Annotated in this window: 18 protein-coding genes; 11 read left to right on the top strand and 7 right to left on the bottom strand. The window is 70.9% G+C overall.

Annotated elements, in window-relative coordinates:
• The first annotated feature begins 84 nt into the window (after positions 1-84).
• The 9 genes from F4558_RS05865 (at position 85) to F4558_RS05825 (ending at position 12,845) form a co-directional block, all read left to right on the top strand.
• Complete coding sequence (locus tag F4558_RS05865) at positions 85-1,845, top strand: serine/threonine-protein kinase (RefSeq protein WP_167947255.1); 1,761 nt, start codon at positions 85-87, stop codon at positions 1,843-1,845.
• Between the two features lie 119 nt (positions 1,846-1,964).
• A complete protein-coding gene (locus F4558_RS05860; RefSeq protein WP_167943394.1) occupies positions 1,965-3,638 on the top strand; it encodes a serine/threonine-protein kinase in 1,674 nt (557 codons plus the stop codon).
• A gap of 102 nt (positions 3,639-3,740) precedes the next feature.
• Positions 3,741-4,550, top strand: a complete 810-nt coding sequence (locus tag F4558_RS05855; RefSeq protein WP_053652594.1) for a metal-dependent hydrolase — start codon at positions 3,741-3,743, stop codon at positions 4,548-4,550.
• A gap of 301 nt (positions 4,551-4,851) precedes the next feature.
• On the top strand, positions 4,852-5,892 hold the full coding sequence (locus F4558_RS05850; RefSeq protein ID WP_209273788.1) for a LacI family DNA-binding transcriptional regulator: 1,041 nt from the start codon (positions 4,852-4,854) through the stop codon (positions 5,890-5,892).
• Between the two features lie 86 nt (positions 5,893-5,978).
• Entirely contained in the window at positions 5,979-7,283 is a 1,305-nt protein-coding gene (locus tag F4558_RS05845) for an ABC transporter substrate-binding protein (RefSeq protein WP_053652592.1), read from the top strand.
• A 67-nt stretch (positions 7,284-7,350) separates the two neighbouring features.
• Positions 7,351-8,313, top strand: a complete 963-nt coding sequence (locus tag F4558_RS05840; RefSeq protein WP_053652591.1) for a carbohydrate ABC transporter permease — start codon at positions 7,351-7,353, stop codon at positions 8,311-8,313.
• Position 8,314: 1 nt separating this feature from the next.
• Positions 8,315-9,202, top strand: a complete 888-nt coding sequence (locus tag F4558_RS05835) for a carbohydrate ABC transporter permease (protein ID WP_167943392.1) — start codon at positions 8,315-8,317, stop codon at positions 9,200-9,202.
• Positions 9,199-11,439, top strand: a complete 2,241-nt coding sequence (gene yicI, locus F4558_RS05830) for an alpha-xylosidase (RefSeq protein WP_167943391.1) — start codon at positions 9,199-9,201, stop codon at positions 11,437-11,439. The genes F4558_RS05835 and yicI overlap by 4 nt, the downstream gene beginning before the upstream one ends.
• Entirely contained in the window at positions 11,436-12,845 is a 1,410-nt protein-coding gene (locus F4558_RS05825) for a GH1 family beta-glucosidase (RefSeq protein ID WP_053652588.1), read from the top strand. Before yicI ends, F4558_RS05825 begins: the two co-directional genes overlap by 4 nt.
• Before the next feature lie 84 nt (positions 12,846-12,929).
• Here F4558_RS05825 and F4558_RS05820 read toward each other — a convergent pair whose 3' ends face one another.
• Both F4558_RS05820 and F4558_RS05815 read right to left on the bottom strand, forming a co-directional pair.
• Complete coding sequence (locus F4558_RS05820) at positions 12,930-13,523, bottom strand: nucleotidyltransferase family protein (RefSeq protein WP_053652669.1); 594 nt, start codon at positions 13,521-13,523, stop codon at positions 12,930-12,932.
• A gap of 171 nt (positions 13,524-13,694) precedes the next feature.
• Complete coding sequence (locus tag F4558_RS05815) at positions 13,695-15,404, bottom strand: bifunctional 3'-5' exonuclease/DNA polymerase (RefSeq protein ID WP_167943385.1); 1,710 nt, start codon at positions 15,402-15,404, stop codon at positions 13,695-13,697.
• A 137-nt stretch (positions 15,405-15,541) separates the two neighbouring features.
• On the opposite strand from F4558_RS05815, the gene F4558_RS05810 reads away from it, so the two are divergent.
• On the top strand, positions 15,542-17,332 hold the full coding sequence (locus F4558_RS05810; protein ID WP_209273785.1) for an ABC transporter transmembrane domain-containing protein: 1,791 nt from the start codon (positions 15,542-15,544) through the stop codon (positions 17,330-17,332).
• 50 nt (positions 17,333-17,382) lie between these two features.
• Positions 17,383-19,086: an ABC transporter ATP-binding protein gene (locus F4558_RS05805; RefSeq protein ID WP_167947253.1), complete on the top strand. Its 1,704-nt coding sequence runs from the start codon at positions 17,383-17,385 to the stop codon at positions 19,084-19,086.
• A gap of 108 nt (positions 19,087-19,194) precedes the next feature.
• On the opposite strand, the gene F4558_RS05800 is transcribed toward F4558_RS05805, so the two are convergent.
• Genes F4558_RS05800 through F4558_RS05780 form a run of 5 tightly spaced genes read right to left on the bottom strand, consistent with a single transcriptional unit; the run spans position 19,195 to position 24,220 of the window.
• Positions 19,195-20,121 carry a carbohydrate ABC transporter permease gene (locus tag F4558_RS05800; RefSeq protein ID WP_167943382.1) on the bottom strand — a complete coding sequence of 309 codons (927 nt, stop codon included), beginning with the start codon at positions 20,119-20,121 and terminating at the stop codon, positions 19,195-19,197.
• Positions 20,121-21,029: a carbohydrate ABC transporter permease gene (locus F4558_RS05795; protein WP_053652583.1), complete on the bottom strand. Its 909-nt coding sequence runs from the start codon at positions 21,027-21,029 to the stop codon at positions 20,121-20,123. Before F4558_RS05795 ends, F4558_RS05800 begins: the two co-directional genes overlap by 1 nt.
• Positions 21,030-21,047: 18 nt before the next feature.
• A complete protein-coding gene (ngcE, locus tag F4558_RS05790; RefSeq protein ID WP_053652582.1) occupies positions 21,048-22,484 on the bottom strand; it encodes an N-acetylglucosamine/diacetylchitobiose ABC transporter substrate-binding protein in 1,437 nt (478 codons plus the stop codon).
• 27 nt (positions 22,485-22,511) lie between these two features.
• Complete coding sequence (locus F4558_RS05785) at positions 22,512-23,261, bottom strand: sugar isomerase domain-containing protein (protein WP_053652581.1); 750 nt, start codon at positions 23,259-23,261, stop codon at positions 22,512-22,514.
• Positions 23,258-24,220 (bottom strand): MurR/RpiR family transcriptional regulator, encoded by a 963-nt coding sequence (locus F4558_RS05780; RefSeq protein ID WP_167943381.1) that lies wholly within the window; start codon positions 24,218-24,220, stop codon positions 23,258-23,260. Before F4558_RS05780 ends, F4558_RS05785 begins: the two co-directional genes overlap by 4 nt.
• Between the last annotated feature and the right edge of the window lie 131 nt (positions 24,221-24,351).

Raw genomic sequence — 24,351 nt, 5'->3', positions numbered from 1 at the left:
CCCCGGACAGCGGCTGAGGAGGAGCGTGCGCAGGTGCTGATTGCCGGTCGATACCGGCTGCTCGACCTGGTGGGTCGCGGGGGCATGGGTCGGGTGTGGCGAGCCCACGACGAGATGCTGCACCGCGAAGTCGCCGTCAAGGAGGTCGTACCGCCGAACTGGCTGACCGACCACGACCGGGCCGAGTTGCGCTCGCGCACCCTGCGGGAGGCCCGCGCCGCGGCCCGACTCAACCACCCCGCCGTGGTCCGGCTCTACGACGTCGTCCCGGTCGAGGGCAGCCCGTGGATCGTGATGGAGTACGTCCCCTCACGCACCCTTCAGGACGTCCTCGACGACGAGGGGCCGTTGGCGCCGATCCGGGCCGCCCGGATCGGCCTTGCCCTGCTCGACGCGCTGCGGGCCGCGCACGCGGTGGGGGTGCTGCACCGCGACGTCAAACCGCAGAACGTGCTCATGGCCAACGACGGGCGGGTGATGCTCACCGACTTCGGGCTGGCCACCTTCGACGGCGGCGACGGCGCGATGACCCGTCCCGGGATGGTCCTCGGCTCCCCGCAGTACGTCGCCCCGGAGCGCGCCGCCGAGGGTGTGTCCTCAGTGGCCGCCGACCTGTGGTCGCTCGGCGCCACCCTGCACACCGCTGTGGAGGGCCGCTCCCCGTACGCCCGCAGCACCGCGATGGCCACCCTCAGCGCGTTGGCCGCCGGCCCGCCGGACCCGGCCCCGCACGCCGGGCCGCTCGCGCCGGTGCTCGCCGGACTGCTGTGCCGCGATCCACGGCGGCGCCTCGGCCACGACGAGGCCCACCGGTTGCTCGACGCCGCCGCGACCAGCGACGCCGCAGCGCCGGCCGACAGCTCGGGTGCCGGGAGCCCGGGCGTCGCCGGTCCGGCTGACGCAGGCTCCGGTGCCACCGGCCGGGGTGATGGCGGCCGGGGTGATGGCGGCCGGGGTGATGGCGATCGGGGCGACACCGGCCCGGTCTCGCCCAGCGCCGGTGACGGCGGGCCCGACCGTCGGCCGTCGGCGGAGGTGGCGGTCGGCGCGGCGGCGACAGCCGCCCGATCGGGACGGCGACCGACGGGACGCCAGGCGGCGCTTGTCGGCACGGCGCTGCTGGTGGCGGTCGCCGCCGGCATCGGCACCGCGCTGGCGTTCGCCGGCGATGGCCCGAGCGACACCGCCGCCCGCCCCACAGCGTCGACGGATCAACTGCCTGACGGCGACCCGGACGGGCAGTACGGCGATGACGGCCCGAACGACGGTGGCGGGCCGGGCAGGCCGCCCGGCGACGGCCGTGGCCGACCCGCCCCGCCCCTGGGCGGACAGAACATCGCCCCTCCCCCGTTTCCCTGCGTACGCCCGGACATCGTCGGTACGCCGGTGCCGGCCTGGTCGCCGCCGCCGGGCGAGCGGCTGCGACTTCCACCCGGCTGGGTGTGGCACGCGGACACCGCAGGTTTCCGGATCTCGGTGCCGGCTACCTGGCGCTACTCCCGCGACGGGGCAGTGACCTGCTTCCAGGACCCGGCGACCGGCCGGGCCCTCAGCGTCACCGAGGGCGGCGCGCCCGACCCGCTGACCCGGCTGCGCGCGCTCCGGGACGCGGCCGCCGCGGCCGGCGCTCTCGTGGGGTACGACGAGGTGCGCCTCGCCGACACCGGCGCGGGCGCGGAGTGGGAGTCCCGATGGCGGACACCGCACGGCGGAGTGCTGCACGCGCGGCAGGACGTCGTCGGGGGCGGGCGCTGGACGCTTGGCTGGATCACCCACGACGAGGACTGGACGGCCGCCGATGCCGACTGGCCGGTGATCCGAAGTAGTTTCCGACCACCCCCCTGACCTGCGCCGTACGGCCGTGGTTGACCCCTCTGTCCGTCGTGGATCGAGGCCGCTCAGCGGATGAGAAAACCCGCATCGGTGGTTATCGTGTAACTCGGGGTGACCGAGGGGGAGCGACCGTGCAGCAGTTGCTGATCGCGGGTCGGTACCGGCTGCTCGACCTGGTCGGCACCGGCGGGATGGGCCGGGTCTGGTTGGCTCGCGACGAGATGTTGCACCGCGACGTCGCGGTGAAGGAGGTCGTGCCGCCGTCCTGGCTGGCCGAGCCCGACCGCGCCGAACTCCGGTTCCGGACGCTGCGCGAGGCGCGTACGGCCGCCCGGCTCAACCACCCCAACGTGGTGCGCATCTACGACGTCGTGCACGACCGGGACAGCCCGTGGATCGTGATGGAGTACGTGCCGTCCCGATCGGTGCAACAGATCCTCAGCGCCGAGGGCCCACTGAGCCCGCAACGTACGGCCCGGATCGGGTTGGCGGTGCTCGCCGCGTTGCGGGCCGCGCACACCGCCGGCGTACTGCACCGTGACGTGAAGCCGCACAACGTGCTCGTCGCCGACGATGGGAGGGTGGTGCTCACCGACTTCGGGTTGGCGACGTTCGACGGCGGCGACGGGACGATGACCGGCCCGGGCACTGTGCTCGGCTCACCGCAGTTCGTCGCCCCGGAGCGGGCCCGCGAAGGTGTCTCCGATCCGCGTACCGACCTGTGGTCGCTGGGCGCGACGCTCTACGCGACGGTCGAGGGGCAGTCCCCGTACGCCCGGTCCAGCGCGATGGCAACGCTCAGCGCGCTGGCCGTCGAACCGCCGGACCCGATGCGCCGCGCCGGGCCGCTGCGTCCGGTGCTCACCGGGCTGTTGCAGCGCGACCCGTGGCGGCGGTTGACAGCTGCCGAGGCCGAGCCACTGCTGCGCGCCGCTGCTGTTGCGGCCCACGACCAGCCCGCCGGACCGGCCCGCTCGGCGGCGGTGGCGGCGCTGCGTCACGCCGGCCGGTCGACGTCGCCTCCCGCTGAGCTGCCCGTCGACCTGTCCCCGGCGCAGCCGGCCGACCTGTCCCCGGCGCAGCCGGTCGAGCCGCCCGTGCCGCCCGCCCGGTCGGCGGGCCGCCGGGCCGTACGGCGCGGGCGGTTGATCGCTGCGGCTGGGGCGGTCACCGCTGTGGCGCTGCTGGTCGCCGGAGGCGTCACGGCGGTGCTGATGAGCCGCCACGACCAGCGGGCGACACCGTCCGGCGTCGGCGGCGGCGCGACCGCCGCCCGACCGGCGGCGTTCGCCTGCGCGACGCCCCCGCCACCCGTGGCCACGCCGGTGCCGTCGATGTCCCCGCCGGCCGACTCACGCTACCGGCTGCGGACCGGCTGGACCTGGCACGACGACCCCGCCGGCTTCCGGATCGCGGCGCCGGTGGGCTGGGCGCACTGGACCGAGGAGGCGGTGACCTGCTTCCGGGAGCCCAGCGGGGCCCGGGTTCTCAGCGTCGAGGTCGGGCCGCGACGGGCCGACCCGGTGGCGCACTGGAAGGCCGAGGAGACCCGGCTCGTCGCTGGCGCGGCACTTCCTGGCTACCGGAAGGTGGACATCTCGGGGCTTGATTTCTTCGACGGCGCCGCGCTCTGGGAGTGCAGTTGGGAGAACGCCGCCGGGGAGCGGGTGCACAGCATCCGGCTGCTCGCCAACACCTCTGCCGGGCAGGCGTTCACCGTCTCGTGGTTGACAAAAGAGTTCGACTGGCAGGTCAACGCGGCATACTTCGTGATGATCCGGCAGAGCTTCACACCCACCCTCTGACACCGTCCGTTGTAGACGGTTTGGCTGATGCCCCTGGGGCGCGGCCGCTGACTACAGTGGCGTAGTTTTGGCGCTCAAGATCCCTGGGGAGGGTGAGCCGAGATGATGGGACCGTCGCACGCGCTGTCCGGCGCGGCGGTATGGCTGGCCGGGTCCTGGGCGCTGGACCAGTTCGCCGACTACCAGCAGTCACCACTCGCGTTGGCAGTGGGCACCGCGGTGTGCGCGGGCGGGGCGCTCTTTCCCGACCTCGACCTGTCCGGCAAGGTGACCCGCAACCAGGGCGGCGCCACAGTGGCCCGCACCTTCGGGGTCTTCTCCCTCTTCGTCGCCGAGGTCATGGAGAAGATCTCCCTCGGGGTCTACTACGCGACGAAACTCAGCAAGGATCCACGCCGCAACAACGGGCACCGGACGCTGACCCACACCATCCCGTTCACGCTGCTTGTCGGCTGGGGCACCACCGCGCTCTGCGCCGCGTACGGCAAGTGGGCGGTGATCACGATCCTGTTCTTCATGTTCGGCCTCGCCCTGCGAGGGCTCTTCGACAGGTGGGCCGAGCGGGCAGGCTGGGTGATCGTGACCCTCGCGTCGGCCGGCGCGGCCTGGTTCACCTTCGCCAACCTGCCCGGCGGGCGGGGCTATCCGCTGATCGGCACGGCCGTGGGGGTGGGCTGCTTCGTGCACATCCTCGGCGACATGATCACCAGAGCCGGGGTGCCGATCCTGTGGCCGATCCCGATCAAACGTCGGATGTGGACGATGATCGGCCTGCCGAACAGCATCGCGCTGCGCACCGGCAGCAAGACCGAGGTGGTCGTGCTGCGCACCGTACTCACGGTGGTGTCGGCGCTCGCCACCGCCGGCCTGATCGCCCCGTCGGTGCTGCAACGGTTCAACATCGAGATATAAGCGGCCCGACCGCGGCCATCACCGCGACCGTCGTCATCACCGCCGCCGCCCCCGGGCGGTCGGCCGGGCCAGACCGCCGCCGTCAGCAGGGCGGGTCGCCGCGCCAGTGAAGGGCGCGGATCGGCGCCGGCGAAGGGCGCGGGCCCGGACCGCCGGAGTACTCCGACTTCATTTCGACATCGGCTATTGACGACGCCGTAACAGGTGCCCTAGCGTCTGTCGAAACGCTTAGTCGAAACGCTTCGACGCTCACCTCGGGGTGACTCCCCCACCGGGCCGAAGGAGGTACGCGGTGGCCACCATGCACGACGTCGCCCGCCTCGCGCAGGTGTCGGTAAGCACCGTGTCGTACGTGCTCACCGGCACCCGGCCGATCTCGCAGGCGACCCGGGACAAGGTCCTCGCGGCGATGGCCGAGCTCGACTACCAGCCCAACGCGATGGCCCGTGGCCTGGCCAGTCGACGCAGCCGGATCCTCGGCCTGCTGATGCCCATGGACGAGCGCGGCCTGGGTGCGACCGAGACCGCGTTCGTCACCGGGGCTGCCGCCGCGGCAAGCGTCGCCGGCTACCACCTGATGCTCTCCCCGATCGGCGGCGGCGGTGACCTCGACGACCTACGGCGGCTGGCCACCCAACGGATGCTCGACGGCGTCGTGCTGATGGAGGTGCAGCTCGCCGACGAGCGGGTCACAGTGCTCCAGGAGGCCGGCGTGCCGCTGGTGCTGATCGGCCGCACCGGCGACGCCGACGCGCTCTCCTACGTCGACATCGACTTCGAGCAGACCGTGCGGGAGGCCGTCGAGCACCTGGTCGGCCTGGGGCACCGGCACATCGTGTACGTCAACCACTCGGCCGCCACCTTGGCCAGCGGTTACGGCCCCGCGCTGCGTACCCGGGACGCGTTCGTGGCGGCGATGACCGACTACGGCCTGGACCCGGTGATGATCCCCGCCGAGGACAGCGCCGCCGGCGGCCGGGCAGCCCTTGCCGCCGCGTTCGCGCGGACGCCGGAGCTGTCCGCGGTGCTGGCCATGAACGAGACCGCGATCTTCGGCATCCTCGGGGAGTTGACCGGTCGCGGGCTGTCGGTGCCCGACGACGTCTCGGTCGTCTCGCTGGTCACCTCGCCGCAGGTCGCCGAGCTGGCCACCCCGGCGCTGACCGCCATGACGTCGCCCGGATCGGCCCTGGGCCGGATCGCGATCGAGGCGTTGGTGCGGCACCTGGACGGGCCGGGCAACGAACGCCACCAGCAACTGCTGCCGTGCGCGCTGGAGATCCGCGGATCGACGGCCCAGCGGCGGCCTGCCATTTCCGAACCACCCCGACGAGGGGACTGACCAGCTAAAACGGCCCGCCGCCGCGCTGCAACGCGACGACGGGCCCAGTGAGATACCGGGCTCGATACTCAACGAGGAGGATAGCAATGCAGCGAATCCGTCGGATCGTCGCCGCGATCGCCCTGGCGGCGACCGCGACGACCACCGTGGCCGCCTGCGGCGGTGGTGACAGCGGGGACGACAGCGGGGCCAAGACCCTGAAGCTGTGGCACTACGAGAGCGCCAACAGCGCCATGGGGGTCGCCTGGGACCGGGCGATCGAGATCTTCAAGACGGAGCATCCGGGCGTCGAGGTGCGCTTCGAGCGCAAGGCGTTCGAGCAGATCCAGCAGAACGCCGGGATGATCGTCAACTCGTCCGAGGGCCCGGACATCATGGAGTACAACAAGGGCAACGCCACGGCCGGGCTGCTCTCCTCGCAGGGTCTGCTCACCGACCTGACCGCCGAGGCCGAGAAGCGCGGCTGGGCCGACAAGCTCAGCACCAGCCTGCAGACCACCGCCCGCTACAGCGACAAGGGCGTGATGGGCTCGGGTAACTGGTTCGGTGTGCCGAACTACGGCGAGTACGTCACTGTCTACTACAACAAGGACCTGTTCCAGCAGAACGGCGTGCAGGTGCCCACCACCCTCGCCGAGATGACCGCCGCAATGGACACCTTCGTCGCCAAGGGCGTCACCCCGCTGGGCATGGCCGGTGCCGAATACCCGGCCGGGCAGCTCTTCTACCAGCTGGCGCTGGCCAAGGCCGACAGGCAGTTCGTCGACAACTACCAGCTCTACAAGAACCCCGTCGACTTCAAGGCCGACCCGCTGAAGTACGGCGCGGACACCTTCGCCGACTGGGTGAAGAAGGGCTACGTCGCCAAGAACTCCGCGAGCCTCAAGGCCGAGGACATGGGCACCGCGTTCATCGGCGGCAAGACCCCGATGATCGTCTCGGGCAGCTGGTGGTACGGCCGGTTCAAGGCCGAGATGAAGGCCAACTGGGACACGTTCCTCTTCCCGGGCAACACCCTGCAGGCCGGCTCGTCCGGCAACCTCTGGGTCGTCCCGACGTCGAGCAAGGCCAAGAGCCTGGCGTACGACTTCATCGACATCACACTGCGCCCGGAGATCCAGGACCTCATCGGCAACAACGGTGGCGTACCGGTGGCCGGTGACCCCGCGAAGATCACCGACGCGAAGGACCGCAAGCTCATCGAGGACTTCAACACCGTCAGCAAGCAGGACGGCCTGGCGTTCTACCCGGACTGGCCGGTGCCCGGCTACTACGACGTGTTGGTCGGCGGCTTCCAGGGCCTGATCAACGGGTCGAAGTCTCCCGACCAGGTGCTCGACACGATCGCCAAGCCGTACGCCGATGGCGTCAAGGAGATCACCGGCAAGTGATGCGGCGGGCGGCGGGCGCGGCCGGCGCAACCGGCGCGTCCGCCCGCCCCACCGGGAAGGATCTTCCATGGCAGTCTCCGAGACCGTCGCCGCCCCGGCCGCGACACCGACCCCTCCCGCACCCCGCCGCGCACCCCGCGGCCGAAATGCGGCGTACTGGCTCTACCTGCTCCCCGGAGCGGTCCTGTTCGTCCTGGTCATCGGCGCGCCGCTGGTCGGCACCGGTTACCTGTCACTGACCAAGTGGTCAGGGGTCGGTGACCCCACCTTCATCGGGCTGGACAACTACCGGCAACTGCTGCACGACGAGGTGTTCTGGGCGTCGTTCCGCAACACGGTGGCGATGCTCGTGGCCATGGTGGTGGCGCCGACAGTGCTCGGGTTGCTGCTCGCCTCGGTGCTCTTCGACATCATCGGCCGCCGGTTCAAGCCCCGCACCGCCGCCGCCCTCCGGGCCGCGTTCTACCTGCCGCAGGTGCTGCCCGTCGTGGTGGCCGGCATCGTCTGGGGCTGGATCCTGCGTCCCGACGGCGCGTTCAACAGCCTGCTCGACGCGGTCGGGCTCGGCGCGCTGCGCCACGACTGGCTCGGTGACCCGGGCACCGCCCTGCCCAGCGTGATGGCGGTGATGATCTGGGTGCAGATCGGCTACCCGGTGGTCGTCTTCATGGCGGCGCTGCAGCGGGTCGACCCCGAGTTGTACGAGGCGGCCGAGGTCGACGGCGCGAACTGGCTGCACCGGTTCCGGGCGATCACCCTGCCGCAGATCCGGCCGGAGACGTTCGTGGTGGCGCTGACCTGCACCATCGCCGCGTTGAAGGTGTTCGGGCCGATCTTCGCCCTGACCCGGGGCGGCCCCGAGAACGCCACGAACGTGCCGTCCTACTTCGCCTACTACACGTTCTTCAAGAAGCTCCAGGTCGGCTACGGCTCCGCGATCTCGACAGTGCTCACATTGATCATCGTGGTGGTGGCTGTGGTCTTCATCTGGATGCAGGCTCGCAGCGAGCGCCGGGACCGGGGGTTCTGACATGTCCGTCACGCTCACTCCGACACCCGCGCCGGTAGCGCCGCGCCGCCCGGTACGCGACAGGCACCATCGCGGCGCCGGCCGGTGGATCGTGCTCGTGCTTGTCACGCTCGCCGCGCTCGTCATGCTCGTGCCGTTCGCGTTCATGCTGCTCAACGCGTTCAAGTCGCCAGGCGACTACTCGTCGAGCGGGCCGCTGAGCTGGCCGAGCGAGTTCTACACGACGGGCCTGCGGACGTACTGGACCGAGGTCAACTTTCCGCTGAAGCTGTGGAACTCGGCGCTCATCGCCGGGTCCGTGGCGGTGCTCGGCGTCGCCGTCTCGCTGCTCAACGCGTACGCCCTGGGCATCGGCCGGGTTCGGGGCCGGCTCTGGATCGTGGGGCTCTTCCTGCTGGCGAACATGCTTCCGCAGGAGGCGCTGATCTACCCGCTGTACTACGTGGCGAAAGAGGTCGGGCTCTACAACACGCGGCTCGCGGTGATCATCATCTTCACCGTCATCCAGAGCGCGTTCGGCACGTACCTGCTCGCCTCGGTGATGAGCACGTTCCCGCGTTCCCTGCTGGAGGCCGCAGCGCTCGACGGCGCCGGCAAGTGGACGGTGCTCTGGCGGGTGGTCTTCCCCAACCTGCGGCCCACCCTCGCGGTGCTGCTCATCTTCTTCTTCATCTGGACCTGGAACGAGTTCCTCATCCCGCTGGTCATGCTCATCGACAACCAGACGCAGACCATCCCGGTCGCGATCGCGTCGTTGCAGGGCGACCGGCTGATGGACGCCCCGACGACGAACGCGGGCGCGTTGATCAGCCTGGTGCCGGCCATCCTCTTCTTCCTCATCTTCCAGCGCACTCTGGCGCGCGGCATCACGGCAGGAGCCGAGAAGTGAAGTTCACCGACGGGTACTGGCAACTGCGCCCGGGGGTCAGTGTCCTGCGCCCCGGCACAGTCGAATCGGTGGAGCCGGACGAGCGCGGTTTCACCGTCTTCGCGCCGTCCGGTCAGATCACCGGTCGGGGCGACACCCTCAACCGGCCGGTGGTCACGGTCCGGTTCTTCTCCCCCGCTGCCGGCATCGTCGGGGTGACCATCGGCCACCACAGCGGCGGGCTGCCCCGCGAGCCGCACTTCGGGCTGACCACCGACGACGGGTTCCCGGTCGCCGTCGACATCACCGGGATCACCGCCTCGCTCACGACCGGCGAGTTGACCGCCCGGGTCGCGCTCGTCGACGGCTGGCGGGTCGAGTTCCTGCACGGCGACCGCCTGGTCACCGCGTCCACCGCGCGTAGCGTCGGCATCGTGACCGACGGCGAGGGCCGCCGGTACGTGCACGACCGTCTCGCGCTGGGCGTCGGCGAGACGGTGTACGGGCTGGGCGAGCGGTTCGGCCCGTTCGTGAAGAACGGTCAGACCGTCGACATCTGGAACGCCGACGGTGGCACGGCCAGCGAGCAGGCGTACAAGAACGTGCCGTTCTATCTCAGCAGCGCCGGCTACGGGGTCTTCGTGGACCACCCGGAGCACGTGTCGTTCGAGGTCGGCTCGGAGGTCGTCGCGCAGACACAGTTCAGCGTCGAGGGCCAGTCCCTCACCTACTACGTCATCGACGGGCCCACCCCGAAGGACGTGCTGCGCCGCTACACGGCGCTGACCGGCCGACCGGCCAAGGTTCCCGCCTGGTCGTACGGGCTGTGGCTGTCGACGTCGTTCACCACCTCGTACGAGGAGAAGACCGTCACCGAGTTCGTCGACGGGATGGCCGAGCGTGACCTGCCGCTGTCGGTGTTCCACTTCGACTGCTTCTGGATGCGCCAGTTCCACTGGGTCGACTTCGTCTGGGACCCGGCGATGTTCCCCGACCCGGAGGGGATGCTGCGCCGGCTGCACGAGCGTGACCTGAAGGTGTGCGTCTGGATCAACCCGTACATCGCGCAGCGGTCGTACCTCTTCGAGGAGGGACGGCAGGCCGGCTACCTGGTCCGCAACCCTGACGGGTCGGTGTGGCAGTGGGACAAGTGGCAGGCCGGCATGGCCCTTGTCGACTTCACCAACCCGGACGCGGTCCGCTGGTTCACCGGCAAACTCAAGGTCCTGCTGGACATGGGCGTCGACTGTTTCAAGACCGACTTCGGTGAGCGCATCCCGACCGACGTGGTGTGGCACGACGGTTCGGACCCGCAGCGGATGCACAACTACTACTCCTACCTCTACAACAAGGCCGTCTTCGAGCTGCTGGAGGCCGAGCGCGGCAAGGGCGAGGCCGTGCTGTTCGCCCGCTCGGCGACCACCGGCGGGCAGCAGTTCCCCGTGCACTGGGGTGGCGACTGCGAGTCGACGTTCGTGGCGATGGCGGAGTCGCTTCGCGGCGGACTGTCCCTGGCCGCGTCGGGCTTCGGCTACTGGAGTCATGACATCGGCGGGTTCGAGGGCACCCCCGACCCGGCGGTGTTCAAGAGGTGGATCGCCTTCGGGCTGCTCTCCTCGCACTCCCGGCTGCACGGCTCCGGCTCGTACCGGGTGCCGTGGGCGTACGACGAGGAGGCCGTCGAGGTGCTGCGGCACTTCACCCGGCTCAAGCTCAGCCTGATGCCGTACCTCGCCGCCGCCGCGCAGGAAGCGCACCGCGACGGGATCCCGATGATGCGTCCGATGGTCGTGGAGTTCCCGGACGACCCGGCCACGGCACAGCTGGACCGCCAGTACATGCTCGGCTCCGACGTGCTCGTCGCACCGGTGCTCAGCGCCGACGGTCAGGTCACCTACTATGTGCCCGCCGGCACCTGGACGCACCTTGTCACCGGCGCGCAGGTCACCGGCCCGGCGTGGGTCACCGAGAAGCACGAGTTCGACAGCGTGCCGGTGCTCGCACGGCCGGGCGCGGTCATCCCGTTCGGGGCACGCTCCGACCGGCCGGACTACGAATGGGCGGACGGCGTGCAGTTGCGGCTCTACGCACCGGCGCCGGGGCAACGCCAGCGGGTGCGGATCCCGGCGCCCGGGGACGGGCCCGGCGCGGAGTTCGACGTGAGTTTCCGTGACGGGGTGGCCACCGCCGAGTTGGTGGCGGGCACCTCGTCGGGATACGACTGTGTGGTGGCTGGCGCGGAGGTGGTGGGGCGATGACAGAACGTAGCTTCCCGGAGAGTTTCCTCTGGGGTTCTGCGACGGCGGCGTACCAGATCGAGGGCGCCGCGACGGAGGACGGCCGTGGCCCGTCCATCTGGGACACCTACAGCCACACCCCGGGGCGGACGCTCAACGGCGACACCGGTGACGTGGCAGCCGACCACTACCACCGCTGGCCGCAGGACCTCGACCACATCGCCGAGCTGGGTCTGGGCGCGTACCGTTTCTCGATCTCCTGGCCGCGGGTGCAGCCGGGCGGTTCCGGGCGGTTCAACCAGGCCGGCCTGGACTTCTACTCCCGCCTGGTCGACGGGCTGCTGGAGCGTGGCGTCCGCCCGGTCGCCACCATGTACCACTGGGACCTGCCGCAGGAGTTGGAGGACGCCGGCGGCTGGCCGGTGCGGGACACCGCGCTTCGCTTCGAGGAGTACGCGTCGGGGATCGTCGCCGCGCTCGGCGACCGGGTGCACACCTGGACGACGCTCAACGAGCCGTGGTGCTCGGCGTACCTGGGCTACGCGTCCGGCGTGCACGCGCCGGGGCGTACCGAACCGGCGGCAGCGCTGGCGGCGGTGCACCACCTGAACCTCGCCCACGGCCTCGCCGGCCGCGTGGTCCGGGCGTTGGCCCCGAGCGCCGAACTGTCGGTGACGCTCAACCTGCACGTGGTCCGGCCGGAGTCGGACTCGGCGGCGGACGCGGACGCGGCGCGGCGCATCGACGCGCTTGCCAACGGGGCGTTCCTCGGCCCGATGCTCACCGGCGCGTACCCGGTGGATCTGCTGACCGACACCGCGAGTGTCACCGACTGGTCGTTCGTGCGGGAGGGCGACGAGAAGGTGATCGCCGTGCCACTGGACGTCCTGGGTGTCAACTACTACTCCAGCACGCTGGTCCGCGCCTGGGACGGGCATTCGGCCCGCTCGGACGCCGACGGTCACGGCGCCTCGGCGCACTCACCGTGGGTCGGCGCCGACAACGTCGACTTCCTGCCGCAGCCCGGCCCGTACACGGCGATGGGGTGGAACATCGACCCGGCGGCGCTGACCGGGCTGCTGCTGCGGCTGCACCGGGAGTACCCGAGCCAGCCCCTGATGATCACCGAGAACGGCGCGGCGTTCGAGGACGTCGTCTCGGCCGACGGCCGAATCCACGACGAGCGGCGCGTCGACTACCTGCGCCGCCACATCGGCGCGGTGGCCGACGCCCGCGCGCAGGGCGCGGACGTCCGGGGCTACTTCGTCTGGTCGCTGCTGGACAACTTCGAGTGGGGTTACGGCTACGACCGTCGCTTCGGGATCATCCGGGTCGACTACGACACCCAGGAGCGCATCTGGAAGGACAGCGCCCACTGGTACCAGCGACTCGCCGCCACCGGCGAGCTGGACCAGGCTTCGGAGTAACCGCACCACGACGCGCCGCCGACTGCCCGGGAGGGCGGCCGGCGGCGCGCCTGTGGCCGGCTGCCGGGCCGCCGGGCCAGCTGACTAGACGCCCACCCGCTGCGGCGGGACGGTGAGACCGTAGAGCGCCATCAGCTCCGGGGTGTCGACGCGGCTGCCGTCGGCGACCGAGTCACAGGCGATGTCGACGATCTGGTCCTTGTGCGCCAGGAGGTACGGCCGGGCGCCCACGTCGGCGCTGGCCAGAGTGGCGATGCCAGGCCAGTGCCGACGGCCGAACAGCATCGGATAGCCGCGCAGTCCGTCGTAGGTGGCGCAGACCAGCACGTCCGGGTACGGCAGCGCGGCCACCCGGCGGACCGCTGCGGCTGTCAGGCCCGGCATGTCGACCGGGACCACCACCACCGCCTCGATCCCCTCGTCGTCCATGGCTGCCAGGCCGGCCCGGATGGACGAGCCGACCCCGGTGCCCCACGCCTTGTTGATCACTACGGTGGCTTTGTCGAGGTCGGCGGTCTGTCGGACCTGCTCGGCGGCGGCACCCAGTACGACCACGATCTGCTCGCAGCCCGCCTCGGTCATCGTGTCGATCATCTGGTTGACCAGAGGCTTCTCCCCCTGGTGCAGCAGCGCCTCGGGACCGCCGATACGGCGGCCACCACCGGCGGCGATGATCATTCCTGCGATCCGGTTCAGCTGCGCCCCCTCAAGCACGGGACCGACCGTGACCGGCCGGCCCCTCCTACGGACACTGCAACGAGGACGGCGGGGCGAGGGTGGCGGGGCGAAAAGGAGAAATAGCGCAACCGTTACACGTCCGGCATCACCTGAAGCGGGCCGGGCGACCGGTCAGGCCGCGTCGGCGTAGCAGTCGACGATGGACAGATCCAGCGGAAACCGCACCGGAGTCTCGCCGAACAGCAGCGCGGTGGCCCGCTCGCCACTGCGCTCCACCGCGGCCGCGACCGCCTCGGCCTGCTCCGCCGGAGCATGCACGATCACCTCGTCGTGCTGGAAGAAGACCAGCTCGGCGTCGGTGCCGACCAGCGCGGTGCGCAACGTGGCAAGCAGTGTGGACGCCCACTCCGCAGCGGTGGCCTGGATGACGAAGTTGCGGGTGAACCGCCCCCGCGACCGCGCGGCGCGCGCCCGCGGGCTCTGGCGGTCGGCCGCGCCGTCCGGGTCGACCGGACCGTCGTCCGGGTCACCCAACCCGAACGAGCCGGGCGGACACGTCCGCCCCAGCCAGGAGCGCACCAACCCACCGGCCTCACCGGTGCGCGCCGCCGCCTCCACGTAGGCGAACGCCGTCGGGTAGCTGCGTTTCAGCACCGCCAACGCCGGCAACGCCGCCCCGCCGGTCTGCCCGTACATCGCGCCCAGCATCGCCAGCTTGGCCCGATCCCGGTCACCGGCGAACGAGTCCCGGGCCAGCGCGGCGTAAAGGTCGCCGGCACCGCCCGCCGCCGCGAGCCGCGCGTCGCCGGAGACCGCCGCCAGCACCCGGGGCTCCAACTGGCCGGCGTCGGCGACCACCAGACGCCAACCCGGATCGGCCACCACCGACCGGCGGATCACCTTGGGAAGTTGCAACGCGCCCCCGCCTCGGGTGGCCCAGCGGCCGGAGACCACCCCGCCCGGCACGTACTCCGGCTGGAACCGCCCGTCGCGCACCCACTGCTCACGCCAGGACCAGCCGTGCGCCGTCCAGATCCGGTAGAGCTCCTTGTATTCCAGCACCAGTGGCACCGCCGGGTGGTCCACCCCGCGCAGCACCCACGCCCGCGTGTTCGGCAGCTCCACCCCTGCCCGGGCGAACGCCTTCAGCAGTTCGGCCGGCGAATCGGCGTGCAACTGCCGGACGCCGAGCGCGTCCGCGATCTGGGTGGCCAACTCGGCGAGCCGGCGCGGCGGACCTCCCACCGGGGACGGCTCGCCCAGCAACTCGCCGAGGACCGCGTCATGCACCTCAGCCCGCCAGGGCAGCCCTGCGACACCCATCTCCACAGCGATGAGCGCTCCGGCCGACTCGGCGGCCACCAACAGCCGGAACCGGCCCGGATGTTCGGTGTCGGCGACACGGGCGAGCTGGTCGGCGTACACCTGGATCAGGGCGTCGATGCCCGGCCCCGGCGGGCCGGGCAGAGTGTCGAAGAGCGCCACCTGGCCGTGCCCGGGCGGCGCGACCGGGCGCGGCGGCGGATCCGGCGGGACCTGCGCGCCGGTGAGCCGCGCCCAGGCGGCGGCGAGGGAACGTGGCTCACCCCAGAGGCCGGCATGGCCGAGCAGCAGCGCCTCGGTCAGCTCCACGTCGTGACAGCGGTCGACGCGCACCCCGGCCCGCAGCAGCGCCGGATAGATGGTGCTGGCGGTCGGCCAGACCCAGCGCGGGCGGTCGGCGGCCTCCCGCGCGGCCACCGCGGCGGCCAGGTCGGCGACGGTCTCGGCCGGGCCGGTGGGCCGGCCAGCAGCGTCAAGAGGGCGCAGGTCGCCCCCACCGCGCTCATCGGACACCACCGCCACCAGCACGGATGTGATTCTGCCTCGCCCGTCCGACATCGACCGAGCCCACCCTACGGAAGCGGGCCGACGCAGGCGAAAACGGGTCGGTGAATGGCGTGAAGGCTCGGTAGCGTGACCAGGTGCCCCCACAGATCCCCCATCCCGAGCCCGGCATTCCGGACACGAGGGGGCCGATGCGCTACCTGTGGTGGCTGGTCCGGCGCCAGCCCGGGCGCGTGCTTCGCGGGAGCCTCCTGGGTACGGCCTGGATGGTCGCGCTGTCGCTGCGGCCGTACCTGATCGCCCGTGCTGTCGACGACGGGCTGCGCGCACGCGACATCCGCGCCCTGGCCCTCTGGGTCGTGGCGATCGTCGTCGCGGGGGTCGGGCTGTCGTACCTGGGCATCATGCGGCACCGCACCATGACGTTCATCCGGGAGGACGCCAAGGCCCGCTCGGCGGCTGTCGTGTCGCGCCAGGTGTCGCGCATCGGCGCGGCGCTACCGCGCCGGGTGGCCGCCGGCGAGGTGGCCACCATCGGCGGCTCCGACATCGACTGGTCGGCGCAGGTGCTGACGCTGACCGGGCCGGGTGTCGGCGCGGTCGTCGGGTACGCCGTCATCGCCGTGCTGCTCTGGTCGATCTCCCCGCTGCTCGCGCTCTGCGTGCTGGTGGGCGTGCCGGTGGTCGGGCTGGTCGTCGGGCCGCTGCTGCGCCGCCTGGAGCGGGCCGAGTCGGTCTACCGCAAGCAGCAGGGCGCCCTCACCGCCCGATCCGGCGACATCGTGGCCGGGCTGCGCGTGCTCGCCGGGGTGGGCGGCCGGGACCTGTTCGCGCGGCGGTACGCGGCAAGGTCGCAGAACCTGCGCGCCGAGGGATACCGGGTCGGCGCGGTAAACAGTTGGATCGACGCGGCCACCGTCGCCATCCCCGGATTGTTCCTGGCGGCGGTGGTGTGGCTGACAGCCCGGATGACGGTGAACGGTGACGTCACGGTCGGTGAGCTGGTCGCCGTCTACGGCTACGTGGCGACCCTGATCGTGCCGGTCTGGTTCCTGATGGAGGGCAGTTACCAGCTGATCCGGGGCCGGGTCGCCGCCCGGCGGATCGTCGCCCTGCTCAGGCTGACCCCCGACGATGTCGGCGGCCCCGGCCGGCGCCAGCCGGGCACCGTGCCCGACGCACGCCGACCCGACACCGTGCCCGACGCACGCCAGCCCGCCAGCGTGCCCGACGCACGCTGGCCCGGCGTGCTGGCCGCGCCGGCCGGGCCCGCCGACCTGTACGACCCGGTGACCGGGCTGACAGTGCGCGCGGGCCGGCTGACCGGTGTGGCGGCGGACGATCCTGCAGCGGCCGTCGCGCTGGCCGACCGGCTCGGCCGCTACGTCGTCAGCGAGACCACCTGGGGCGGCGTGCCGCTGACCGGGATCGCCCTGGACGAGGTCCGGGCCCGGATCCTGGTGGCCGACCACGAGTCCTACCTCTTCGCCGGAACCCTGCGGGACATCCTGCACACCGCCGACGCCGACGACGACCGGACGAACGCGGCGCTGTGGGTCGCCTCAGCCGAGGACGTCGTCGACGCCCTGCCCGCCGGGCTGGACACCCCGATCGACGCCCGGGGCCGGACGCTCTCCGGGGGCCAGCGCCAGCGGGTACGCCTTGCCCGGGCGCTGCTCGTCGAGCCGGAGGTGCTGATCCTCGTCGACCCGACGTCGGCGGTGGACGCGCACACCGAGGCGCGGATCGCCGAGCGGCTTCGTGCCGCGCGGGCAGGACGGACCACAGTGCTGATCGCCACGTCGCCACTGCTGCTCGGTCGCGCCGATCTTGTCGCGCACCTGAGCGGCGGCCGGATCACCGCCACCGGCAGCCACGCCGACCTGCTCGACCGGGATGTCGACTATCGACACCTGGTGGCCCGGGGCAGCGACGACCCCGACCTCGACAAGCCCGCCGACACCGAGGAGGCGTACCGGTGAGCCGGCTGCCGGTGGCCGACCGCGGCACCGTACGCAGTGCCCTGCGGGACATGATCAGCCGTCACCGCCGCGCCGTCGGGATCGTGCTGGCGCTGCACAGTGCCGCCGCCGTCGCCGGACTCGCCCCGCCCTGGCTGCTGGGCACCATCGTCGACCGGGTCACCGCGGGCGCGGGCGTGGCCACCGTGGACCGGCTGGCGCTGGCCATCACCGGCTGCGTCCTGGTGAGCGCGCTGCTCTCCCGCTACGCCCAGTACGCCGGTCACCGGTTCGGCGAGCGGGCCGTCGCCGAACTGCGCGAGGAGTTCGTCAACAGGACGCTCGGGCTGCCCGTCTCGGTGGTCGAGCGCGCCGGCTCCGGGGATCTGGCGACCCGCAGCTCGGTCGACGTGGCGACGGTCGGCACCACAGTGCGCGACGTGGTGCCCACAATCGTCATCGCGACGGTCCAACTGACGTTGCTGTACGGGGCGGTGTTCCTGCTGCACCCGCTGCTCGGGCTGGCCGCGCTGGCCGGGTTGCCGTCGATCGTGGCGGTGACCCGCTGGTACCTGCGCCGGGCCGCCCCCGCGTACCTCGCCGAGGGCGCGGCCTCGGCCGAGCTGACCGAGACCCTGACCACCACCGCCGAGGGCGCGCGCACTGTCGAGGCGCTCCGGCTGTCCGACGAGCGGATCAGTCACGGCAGCACACGCATCGCCCGGTTGTGGTCGGCCCGACGGGCCACACTCGCGCTACGTACGGTGTTCTTCTCGGTGGTGGAGGCGAGCTATCCGCTGCCGGTCGCCCTGGTCCTGCTCGTCGGGGGCTTCCTGCTCTTCCGGGACGCTGTCACGCTCGGCGCGGTGGTCGCCGCCGCCCTCTATCTGCAACAGGCGATCGAGCCGTTGGACCGGCTGTTGCAGTGGACGGAGCAGGCGCAGCGCGGCTTCGCGTCGTACGCCAGGGTGCTCGGTGTCGGCATGGTCCCGCCGGAGCCGCCCGGCAGGGCTGCCGCGTCGCGGGGTGAGCGGCTCGTCGTGCGGGGCGCGCGGTTCTCCTACACCGACGGGCAGGACGTGCTGCACGGCATCGACCTTCAGGTGCAGCCGGGTGAGCGGCTGGCAGTTGTCGGTCCGTCAGGGGCCGGCAAGTCGACGCTGGCCCGGCTGCTGGCCGGGATCGACGCACCCCGGCAAGGTGTGGTCAGCATCGGCGGTTGCCCCGTCACCGAGCTTGACCCGGCCGAGCGGCGTCGCCGGATCGCCCTGGTCACCCAGGAGCACCACGTGTTCATCGGCTCGGTGCGCGACAACCTCGCCTTCGCCGCACCCGACGCGTCCGACGAGCAGATGCGCGCCGCGCTGGTCACTGTCGGCGCCGACTGGTACGCCGACCTGCCTGAAGGGCTGGACACGGCGCTCGGCGACGGTGCCCGGCAACTCGGCGCGGCAGAGGCGCAGCAGTTGGCGCTGGCCCGGTTGGTGCTCGCCGATCCGCACACGCTGATCCTGGACGAGGCGACCGCCGCACTGGACCCGACCACCGCCCGGCGTACCGAACGGGCGTTGGCAGCCGTGCTCGTCGGGCGGACCGTCATCGCGATCGCGCACCGGCTCAACACCGCGCACGACGCCGACCGGGTCGCCGTACTCGCCGACGGTCGGATCACCGAGATCGGCAGTCACGACGACCTGGTCGCGGCCGGCGGGGCGTACGCGGCGCTCTGGCACTCCTGGCACACCCGGGCCGAGGAGCGCCAGCCCCCGAGGTGAAAGGAAGGGCCCCTTGTTAACACCTCGTCTGTGCACGGTGTTAACAAGGGGCCCTTCCTATACACCAGGCGTTAATAAGGTGCCCTTCCTTACTTCGCGGCGCCTTTACTACTTCACCGCACCGGAGGTGAGGCCGGCCTGGATCTGGCGCTGGAACACCGCGTACACGATGATCATCGGGAGGATGGCGATTGTCAGCGCGGCGAACAGCCCGGACCAGTCCGCCTCGTAGCCGGCGTTGACCGAGATATCGGCGATGCCCTGGGTGAGCACCCACTTGTCCTTGGCGTTGGACAGCAGCACCAGGGGAAGTTGGTACTGCGCCCACTGACCGATGATGTTGAAGATCGCCACGCTGATCAGGCCGGGCTTCGCCATCGGCATCATCACCTGGAAGAACAGCCTGGTGTGCCCGCAGCCGTCGATCATGCCGGCCTCGGCGACCGACGACGGCAGCGTCTTGAAGAACGCGGCCAGGAAGAACACGGTGAACGGCAGCGAGTAGGCGATGTAGACGAGCACCACGCCGGTGTGGGTGTCCAGCAGACCCAGGTTGCGCACCACGAAGAAGAGCGGCACCAGGGCCAGGAAGACCGGGAACGCCAACCCGGACACGAACAGGTAGTAGATGGCCCGGTTGCCCCAGAACTTGTACCGGGCCAGCACGTACGCCGCCATCGAGCCGAGCAGCATGGTGCCGAACGTGCTGAAGCCGACGACGATGACGCTGTTGAGGAAGTAGCGGCCGACGTTGGCCTTGGTCCAGGCCCGACCGAAGTTCTCCCAGCGCAGCTCCGCGGGGAGCGTCCACGGGCTGCTGAAGATCTCGCTGGTGTTCTTGAACGCGGCGAGGAACGTCCAGAGGATCGGCACGATCACGATGACCGCCCAGACGGCGAGCGCGATGTGCCCCATACCGGCCAGGAGCCGTACCTCCGAGCGTGGGCCCTTGCCCCGCCGGCCGGTCGCGTCCGGGTCGCCGGTCTTCGGCGGTAGCGCCGCAGGTGTGGGCGGCAGCGTCGACTGCGGGTTCATCAGTACTCCACGCTTTCCCGCTTGGTGAGCCGCAGCGTCAGCGCCGCGAACGTGATGGTGAGGAAGAACAGCGCCACGCCCATGGCGGAGGCGTAGCCGTACTTCGAGTAGACGAACGCGTTGCGGTAGATCTCCATGGCCAGGACGGTGGTGGCGCCGTCCGGGCCGCCGCTGTCCACCGAGAGCACTGCGACGATGGCGAACGCGTCGAACGCCGCGATGCCCAGGTAGACCCAGGCCACCTGGAGGGTGTCCCAGAGCAGCGGCAGGGTGACCCGGAAGAACAGCGTCACCTTTGTCGCGCCGTCCATCTCGGCGGCTTCGTAGATCTCGCCCGGGATGGAGGCCATCCCGGCCGAGAAGAGCACCACGTAGAAGCCGACTGCCTGCCACACCAGCACCGCGATGATCGACCAGAGGGCCAGGTTCGGCTGGACCAGGAACAGGATCGGTTCCATGCCGAACTTCATGAGTACGCCGTTGATCAGGCCGGACTCGTTGGGCCGGTACACCATCTGGAACAGCACCGCGATGATGGCCACCGCCAGGACCTGGGGGAAGAAGAACACCACCCGGTAGAACTTCGACCCCCAGACCCCCTGGCGTTGGCCGCCACTGCTCCTGCCACCCACGTTGAGCAGGAAGGAGAAGAACAGCGCGATGGCGATGGTGATCAGCGGCAGGGCAAGCAGCAGTACGCCGTGGTGTTGGACCGCCTTCAGGAAGCTGCCGTCGTCGAGCAGCCTCCGATAGTTGTCGAAGCCCACCCACTGCGGGGCCGACAGCCCCCGCCAGTTGGTCATCGAGATCTGGAACGCCTGCGCGTACGGCGCGATGACGAAGACCACGTACAGCGTGACCGGGGCGAACAGGAACCCGATCACGAATGGATACTTGCCGTGCCGCATGACCCTAGCTCCGATCGATCAGCGCTTGAACTTGGCGACGGAGCTGTCCTTCTTGATCGCGTCGGCCTTCTTCTGGATGCGCTCCACGAAGGCGTCGGCGTTGATCCGGCCGAACATCAGCTCGTTGGTGGCGGTCCGCGCCTCCGTGTCGAGCTCCTTGTACCAGCCGTCGAAGTACAGGTTGAACACGTCCTGACCGGCCGCCTTGAGCGCGGCCTGCGAGCTGGCCACACCGGGCGGGAAGGCGAAGCCCTCCGAGCCGGCGGTGACAACCGTCGGAGCCTTTACCACCTCGGTGAAGCCCTTCGCGCCCGCAGTGGACAGCATCTGGCGCATGTACTCCAGGCCGCCCTTGGGGTTCTTGCTCTTCGCCGAGACGAAGTAGCCTTCGCCTGCGGTGGCCCGCAGGGCGGTGGCCGGCATCTTGTCCGACGCGGTCAGGCTCGGCACCGGCATGAGCTGGTAGTCGAAGCCGGGCGGGGTGTCCTGCTTCTGCTCGCCCTCCAGCCAGTCACCGCTGGGGTACAGGGCAACCTTGTACTGGTTCTGCCGCAGCTGCACGTCGGTGTGCTTGAGCCCCTCGAAGCTCTTGTCGCTGAACTTCGCGCCGACCTCGGCCCACGCGGCGGCGGCCTGCTTGACGGCGTCCTGCTTCCAGGCGCCGTCCTCCAGGTTGTCGATGTTCTTGAGTACGTCCGTACCGCCGATCTTGGCGGCCTGGGTGAGGATCACGTTCCACTGGTAGTAGGCCGCGTTCGACCCGGCGTACCCGTAGGGCGTGATGCCCTTGGACTTGATGGCGGTGAGCAGGGCGATGAAGTCGTCCCAGGTCTTGGCCGGCGTCCAGCCGTTGTCCTTGAAGAGCTTGCCGGAGTACCAGATGCCGAAGACGGTGGAGACGTAGTACAGGACGTACGGCTTGCCGTTGAACGAGCCCGCCTCGACGGTGCCGGGCACCACCGTGTCGCGGACCTTCTTGGCCGGATCGTCGACCGACGGGGCGTCCCACAGCTCGGTGAGGTCCTGGAGCTGGCCGTCGGCGACAAGCGCGCCGAAGTCCATCAGCTTCTCGCCCGAGTTGTTCACGAACTCCGGCGGGTTGCCGGACGCGAAGCGCGGCTGGAGCACAGTGGAGACGGCCTGCGTGGCCTGGTGCTTGACCTCCGCCTTGGGGAACGCCTTCTTGTACAGCGGCTCGTGCACGTCGGTGGCGTACTTCTCGCCGTACCCACCGTTGAAGATGATCACCTCGATCGGGGCGTCCTCCTTGACGCCCAGCGGGTTGGTGGCGCTCTTGGTGCCCTCGGCGGCCTGCTCGTTCTTCTCGTCGCCGCCGCTTGTGGCGCAGGCGCTGAGCAGGCCGATGGCCGGAGTGGCGAGCATGCCCACGGCGGCGGCGCGACGCAGCACAGTGCGACGGTCGAGTGCTGCCGGGTGCTCGGGGGTAATCGACATCGTCGTCTCTCCTTGTGGAATTTCGGGTCAGGCGGTGCGCCGGAGACGCCCGGCGTACCGCGACTCGAGGGCGAGGTTGTGCTCGTCCCCACCGGGGACGTTGGCGGAGAGGTAGATAGGGGGTACCTCCCCGGCCTGGTGGAACCGTCGTACGACCTCCGCGGTCAGCAGCTGCGCCAGCAGCGCCGTGGTGACCGAGGAGACCGCACAGACCGCGCCGCCGCCCTCGAGCGGCAGCAGTGCATCGCCGTACGGCGCGCCGTTGTCCAGTACGACGTCGGCGAGGTCGGCGAGTCGGTGACCGGACGGGTGCCGTGGGGCGACCCGTGCGGTGTGCTCGACGGAGGTGACTGCGATCAACGGGTGACCGCGCTCGGTGACCAGCGCGGCCAGCTCGACGACCGAGCCGTTGATGCCGGACTGGGACGCCACCACGAACACGTCACGCGGCTGAGGTGCCGCGAGGTCGTAGATCTGGTGGGCGATGCAGGGGTCGCGCTCCAGCTTGGGGTCGGCGAGCACGTCGCGCGGGGCGTCGCCGTGCACCACCAGGTCCCGTACCGAGAGTCGGTTGGTGGGGACCAGCCCGCCGGCCCGGGCGACCAGTTCGGCGGCGAACCCCTCGGAGTGCCCGGCACCGAACGCCTGGAGCACACCACCGGCGCGCAGGCTGTCGGCGATCAGGTCGGCGGCCCGGGTGATCCCGTCCGCCTCGGAGTCGAGCAGCCTGTCGAGCACCGGGCGGACCGCGTCCGCGTACCCCTGGGCACTGATCATGAAGTGGCTCCCTTCGCGGCCTTGTGCCCGTCGACGGCCTGCGCGGTACGCCGGAAGGCCGCGTGGGCGCGGTCGTGGGTGCGCTGGGCAACGGCGATGTAGAGCAGGTCGAGCACCACCAACTGGGGGTGGCGGGCGGAGAGCGCGTCCGGCCGGAAGGTGGTGGCCTGGCTGGCGGTGAGCAGCACGATGTCGGCCAGTTCGGCAAGTGGTGAGCGGGGGAAGCCGGTGAGGGCGAGGGTGGTGGCGCCCCGGCTGCCGGCCTCGGCCAGCATCTCGATGGTCTCCCGCGTCTGCCCGGTGTGGGAGATGCCCAGCGCCACGTCGCCGGTACGCAGCAGCGCCGCGCTTGCCAGGCCCTCGTGCACGTCGTTCCAGGCCCACGCGGCCACGCCGATGCGGTGCAGGCTGAACTGCATCTCCTCGCCGACCAGCGCGCTGCCGCTGGCGCCGAAGATGTTCACCCGGTTGGCGCCGGCGATCGCCACCGCCGCCCGTTCCACCTCGACGAGGTCGAGCAGCGCGGCGGTGTCGTGCATGGCCCGGGTGTCGGCGGCCATGATCTGGTCGAGGACCCGCGCGAGGGGGTCGCCCGGCTGGATCTCCCGGCCGATGTCGACGGTCCAACCGGCGGAGCGGGCCCGGCCGGTTTCGGAGGCGATGCCGAGTCGCAAGTCCGCGTAGCCCTCGAAGCCCATTGCCCGGCAGAAGCGGGTGATGGTGGCCGGCGAGGTGCCGCTGCGCTCGGCGAGCTCCACGATCGTGGATCGGGCGGCAGCCTCCGGGTCGCTCAGCACGTGCTCGGCGACACGGCGCAGCGCGCCGGTCAGCTCGCCGAGGCCGCTGCGGACCCGGGCCAGCACCCCGTCCGAGGCGGACCCGAGCGTGCCGCGCCTGTCGAACACGTCGGCATCGACCACCGCGGTCCCCGCGGTGGTGTCCACCTCGTGTTCACTCATCGACGCCTCACCTTTTCGAAAAGACTGTTAACTGTTAGTGGTAAAAGTTCTTACTGAAGGGCCCTCTGTGTCAAGACCGTGGGCGAAGTTTTCAAACTGTTACCTGGCGCACTCGCCGGGTCTTGCCCCGG

The sequence above is a fragment of the Micromonospora profundi genome (assembly GCF_011927785.1).
GTDB classification, from domain to species: domain Bacteria; phylum Actinomycetota; class Actinomycetes; order Mycobacteriales; family Micromonosporaceae; genus Micromonospora; species Micromonospora profundi.
Note: the sequence above shows the minus strand (reverse complement) of the source record. Positions and strands in the feature narration are given on the sequence as shown.

Bases quoted from the DNA above. Each gene is read 5' to 3' on its own strand.
- F4558_RS05865 (WP_167947255.1), top strand. From the start codon at position 85: ATGGGTCGGGTGTGGCGAGCCCACGACGAGATGCTGCACCGCGAAGTC.
- F4558_RS05855 (WP_053652594.1), top strand. From the start codon at position 3,741: ATGATGGGACCGTCGCACGCGCTGTCCGGCGCGGCGGTATGGCTGGCC.
- F4558_RS05850 (WP_209273788.1), top strand. From the start codon at position 4,852: ATGCACGACGTCGCCCGCCTCGCGCAGGTGTCGGTAAGCACCGTGTCG.
- F4558_RS05845 (WP_053652592.1), top strand. From the start codon at position 5,979: ATGCAGCGAATCCGTCGGATCGTCGCCGCGATCGCCCTGGCGGCGACC.
- F4558_RS05840 (WP_053652591.1), top strand. From the start codon at position 7,351: ATGGCAGTCTCCGAGACCGTCGCCGCCCCGGCCGCGACACCGACCCCT.
- F4558_RS05835 (WP_167943392.1), top strand. From the start codon at position 8,315: ATGTCCGTCACGCTCACTCCGACACCCGCGCCGGTAGCGCCGCGCCGC.
- F4558_RS05825 (WP_053652588.1), top strand. From the start codon at position 11,436: ATGACAGAACGTAGCTTCCCGGAGAGTTTCCTCTGGGGTTCTGCGACG.
- F4558_RS05820 (WP_053652669.1), bottom strand. From the start codon at position 13,523: ATGATCATCGCCGCCGGTGGTGGCCGCCGTATCGGCGGTCCCGAGGCG.
- F4558_RS05815 (WP_167943385.1), bottom strand. From the start codon at position 15,404: ATGTCGGACGGGCGAGGCAGAATCACATCCGTGCTGGTGGCGGTGGTG.
- F4558_RS05810 (WP_209273785.1), top strand. From the start codon at position 15,542: ATGCGCTACCTGTGGTGGCTGGTCCGGCGCCAGCCCGGGCGCGTGCTT.
- F4558_RS05805 (WP_167947253.1), top strand. From the start codon at position 17,383: ATGATCAGCCGTCACCGCCGCGCCGTCGGGATCGTGCTGGCGCTGCAC.
- F4558_RS05800 (WP_167943382.1), bottom strand. From the start codon at position 20,121: ATGAACCCGCAGTCGACGCTGCCGCCCACACCTGCGGCGCTACCGCCG.
- F4558_RS05795 (WP_053652583.1), bottom strand. From the start codon at position 21,029: ATGCGGCACGGCAAGTATCCATTCGTGATCGGGTTCCTGTTCGCCCCG.
- ngcE (WP_053652582.1), bottom strand. From the start codon at position 22,484: ATGTCGATTACCCCCGAGCACCCGGCAGCACTCGACCGTCGCACTGTG.
- F4558_RS05785 (WP_053652581.1), bottom strand. From the start codon at position 23,261: ATGATCAGTGCCCAGGGGTACGCGGACGCGGTCCGCCCGGTGCTCGAC.
- F4558_RS05780 (WP_167943381.1), bottom strand. From the start codon at position 24,220: ATGAGTGAACACGAGGTGGACACCACCGCGGGGACCGCGGTGGTCGAT.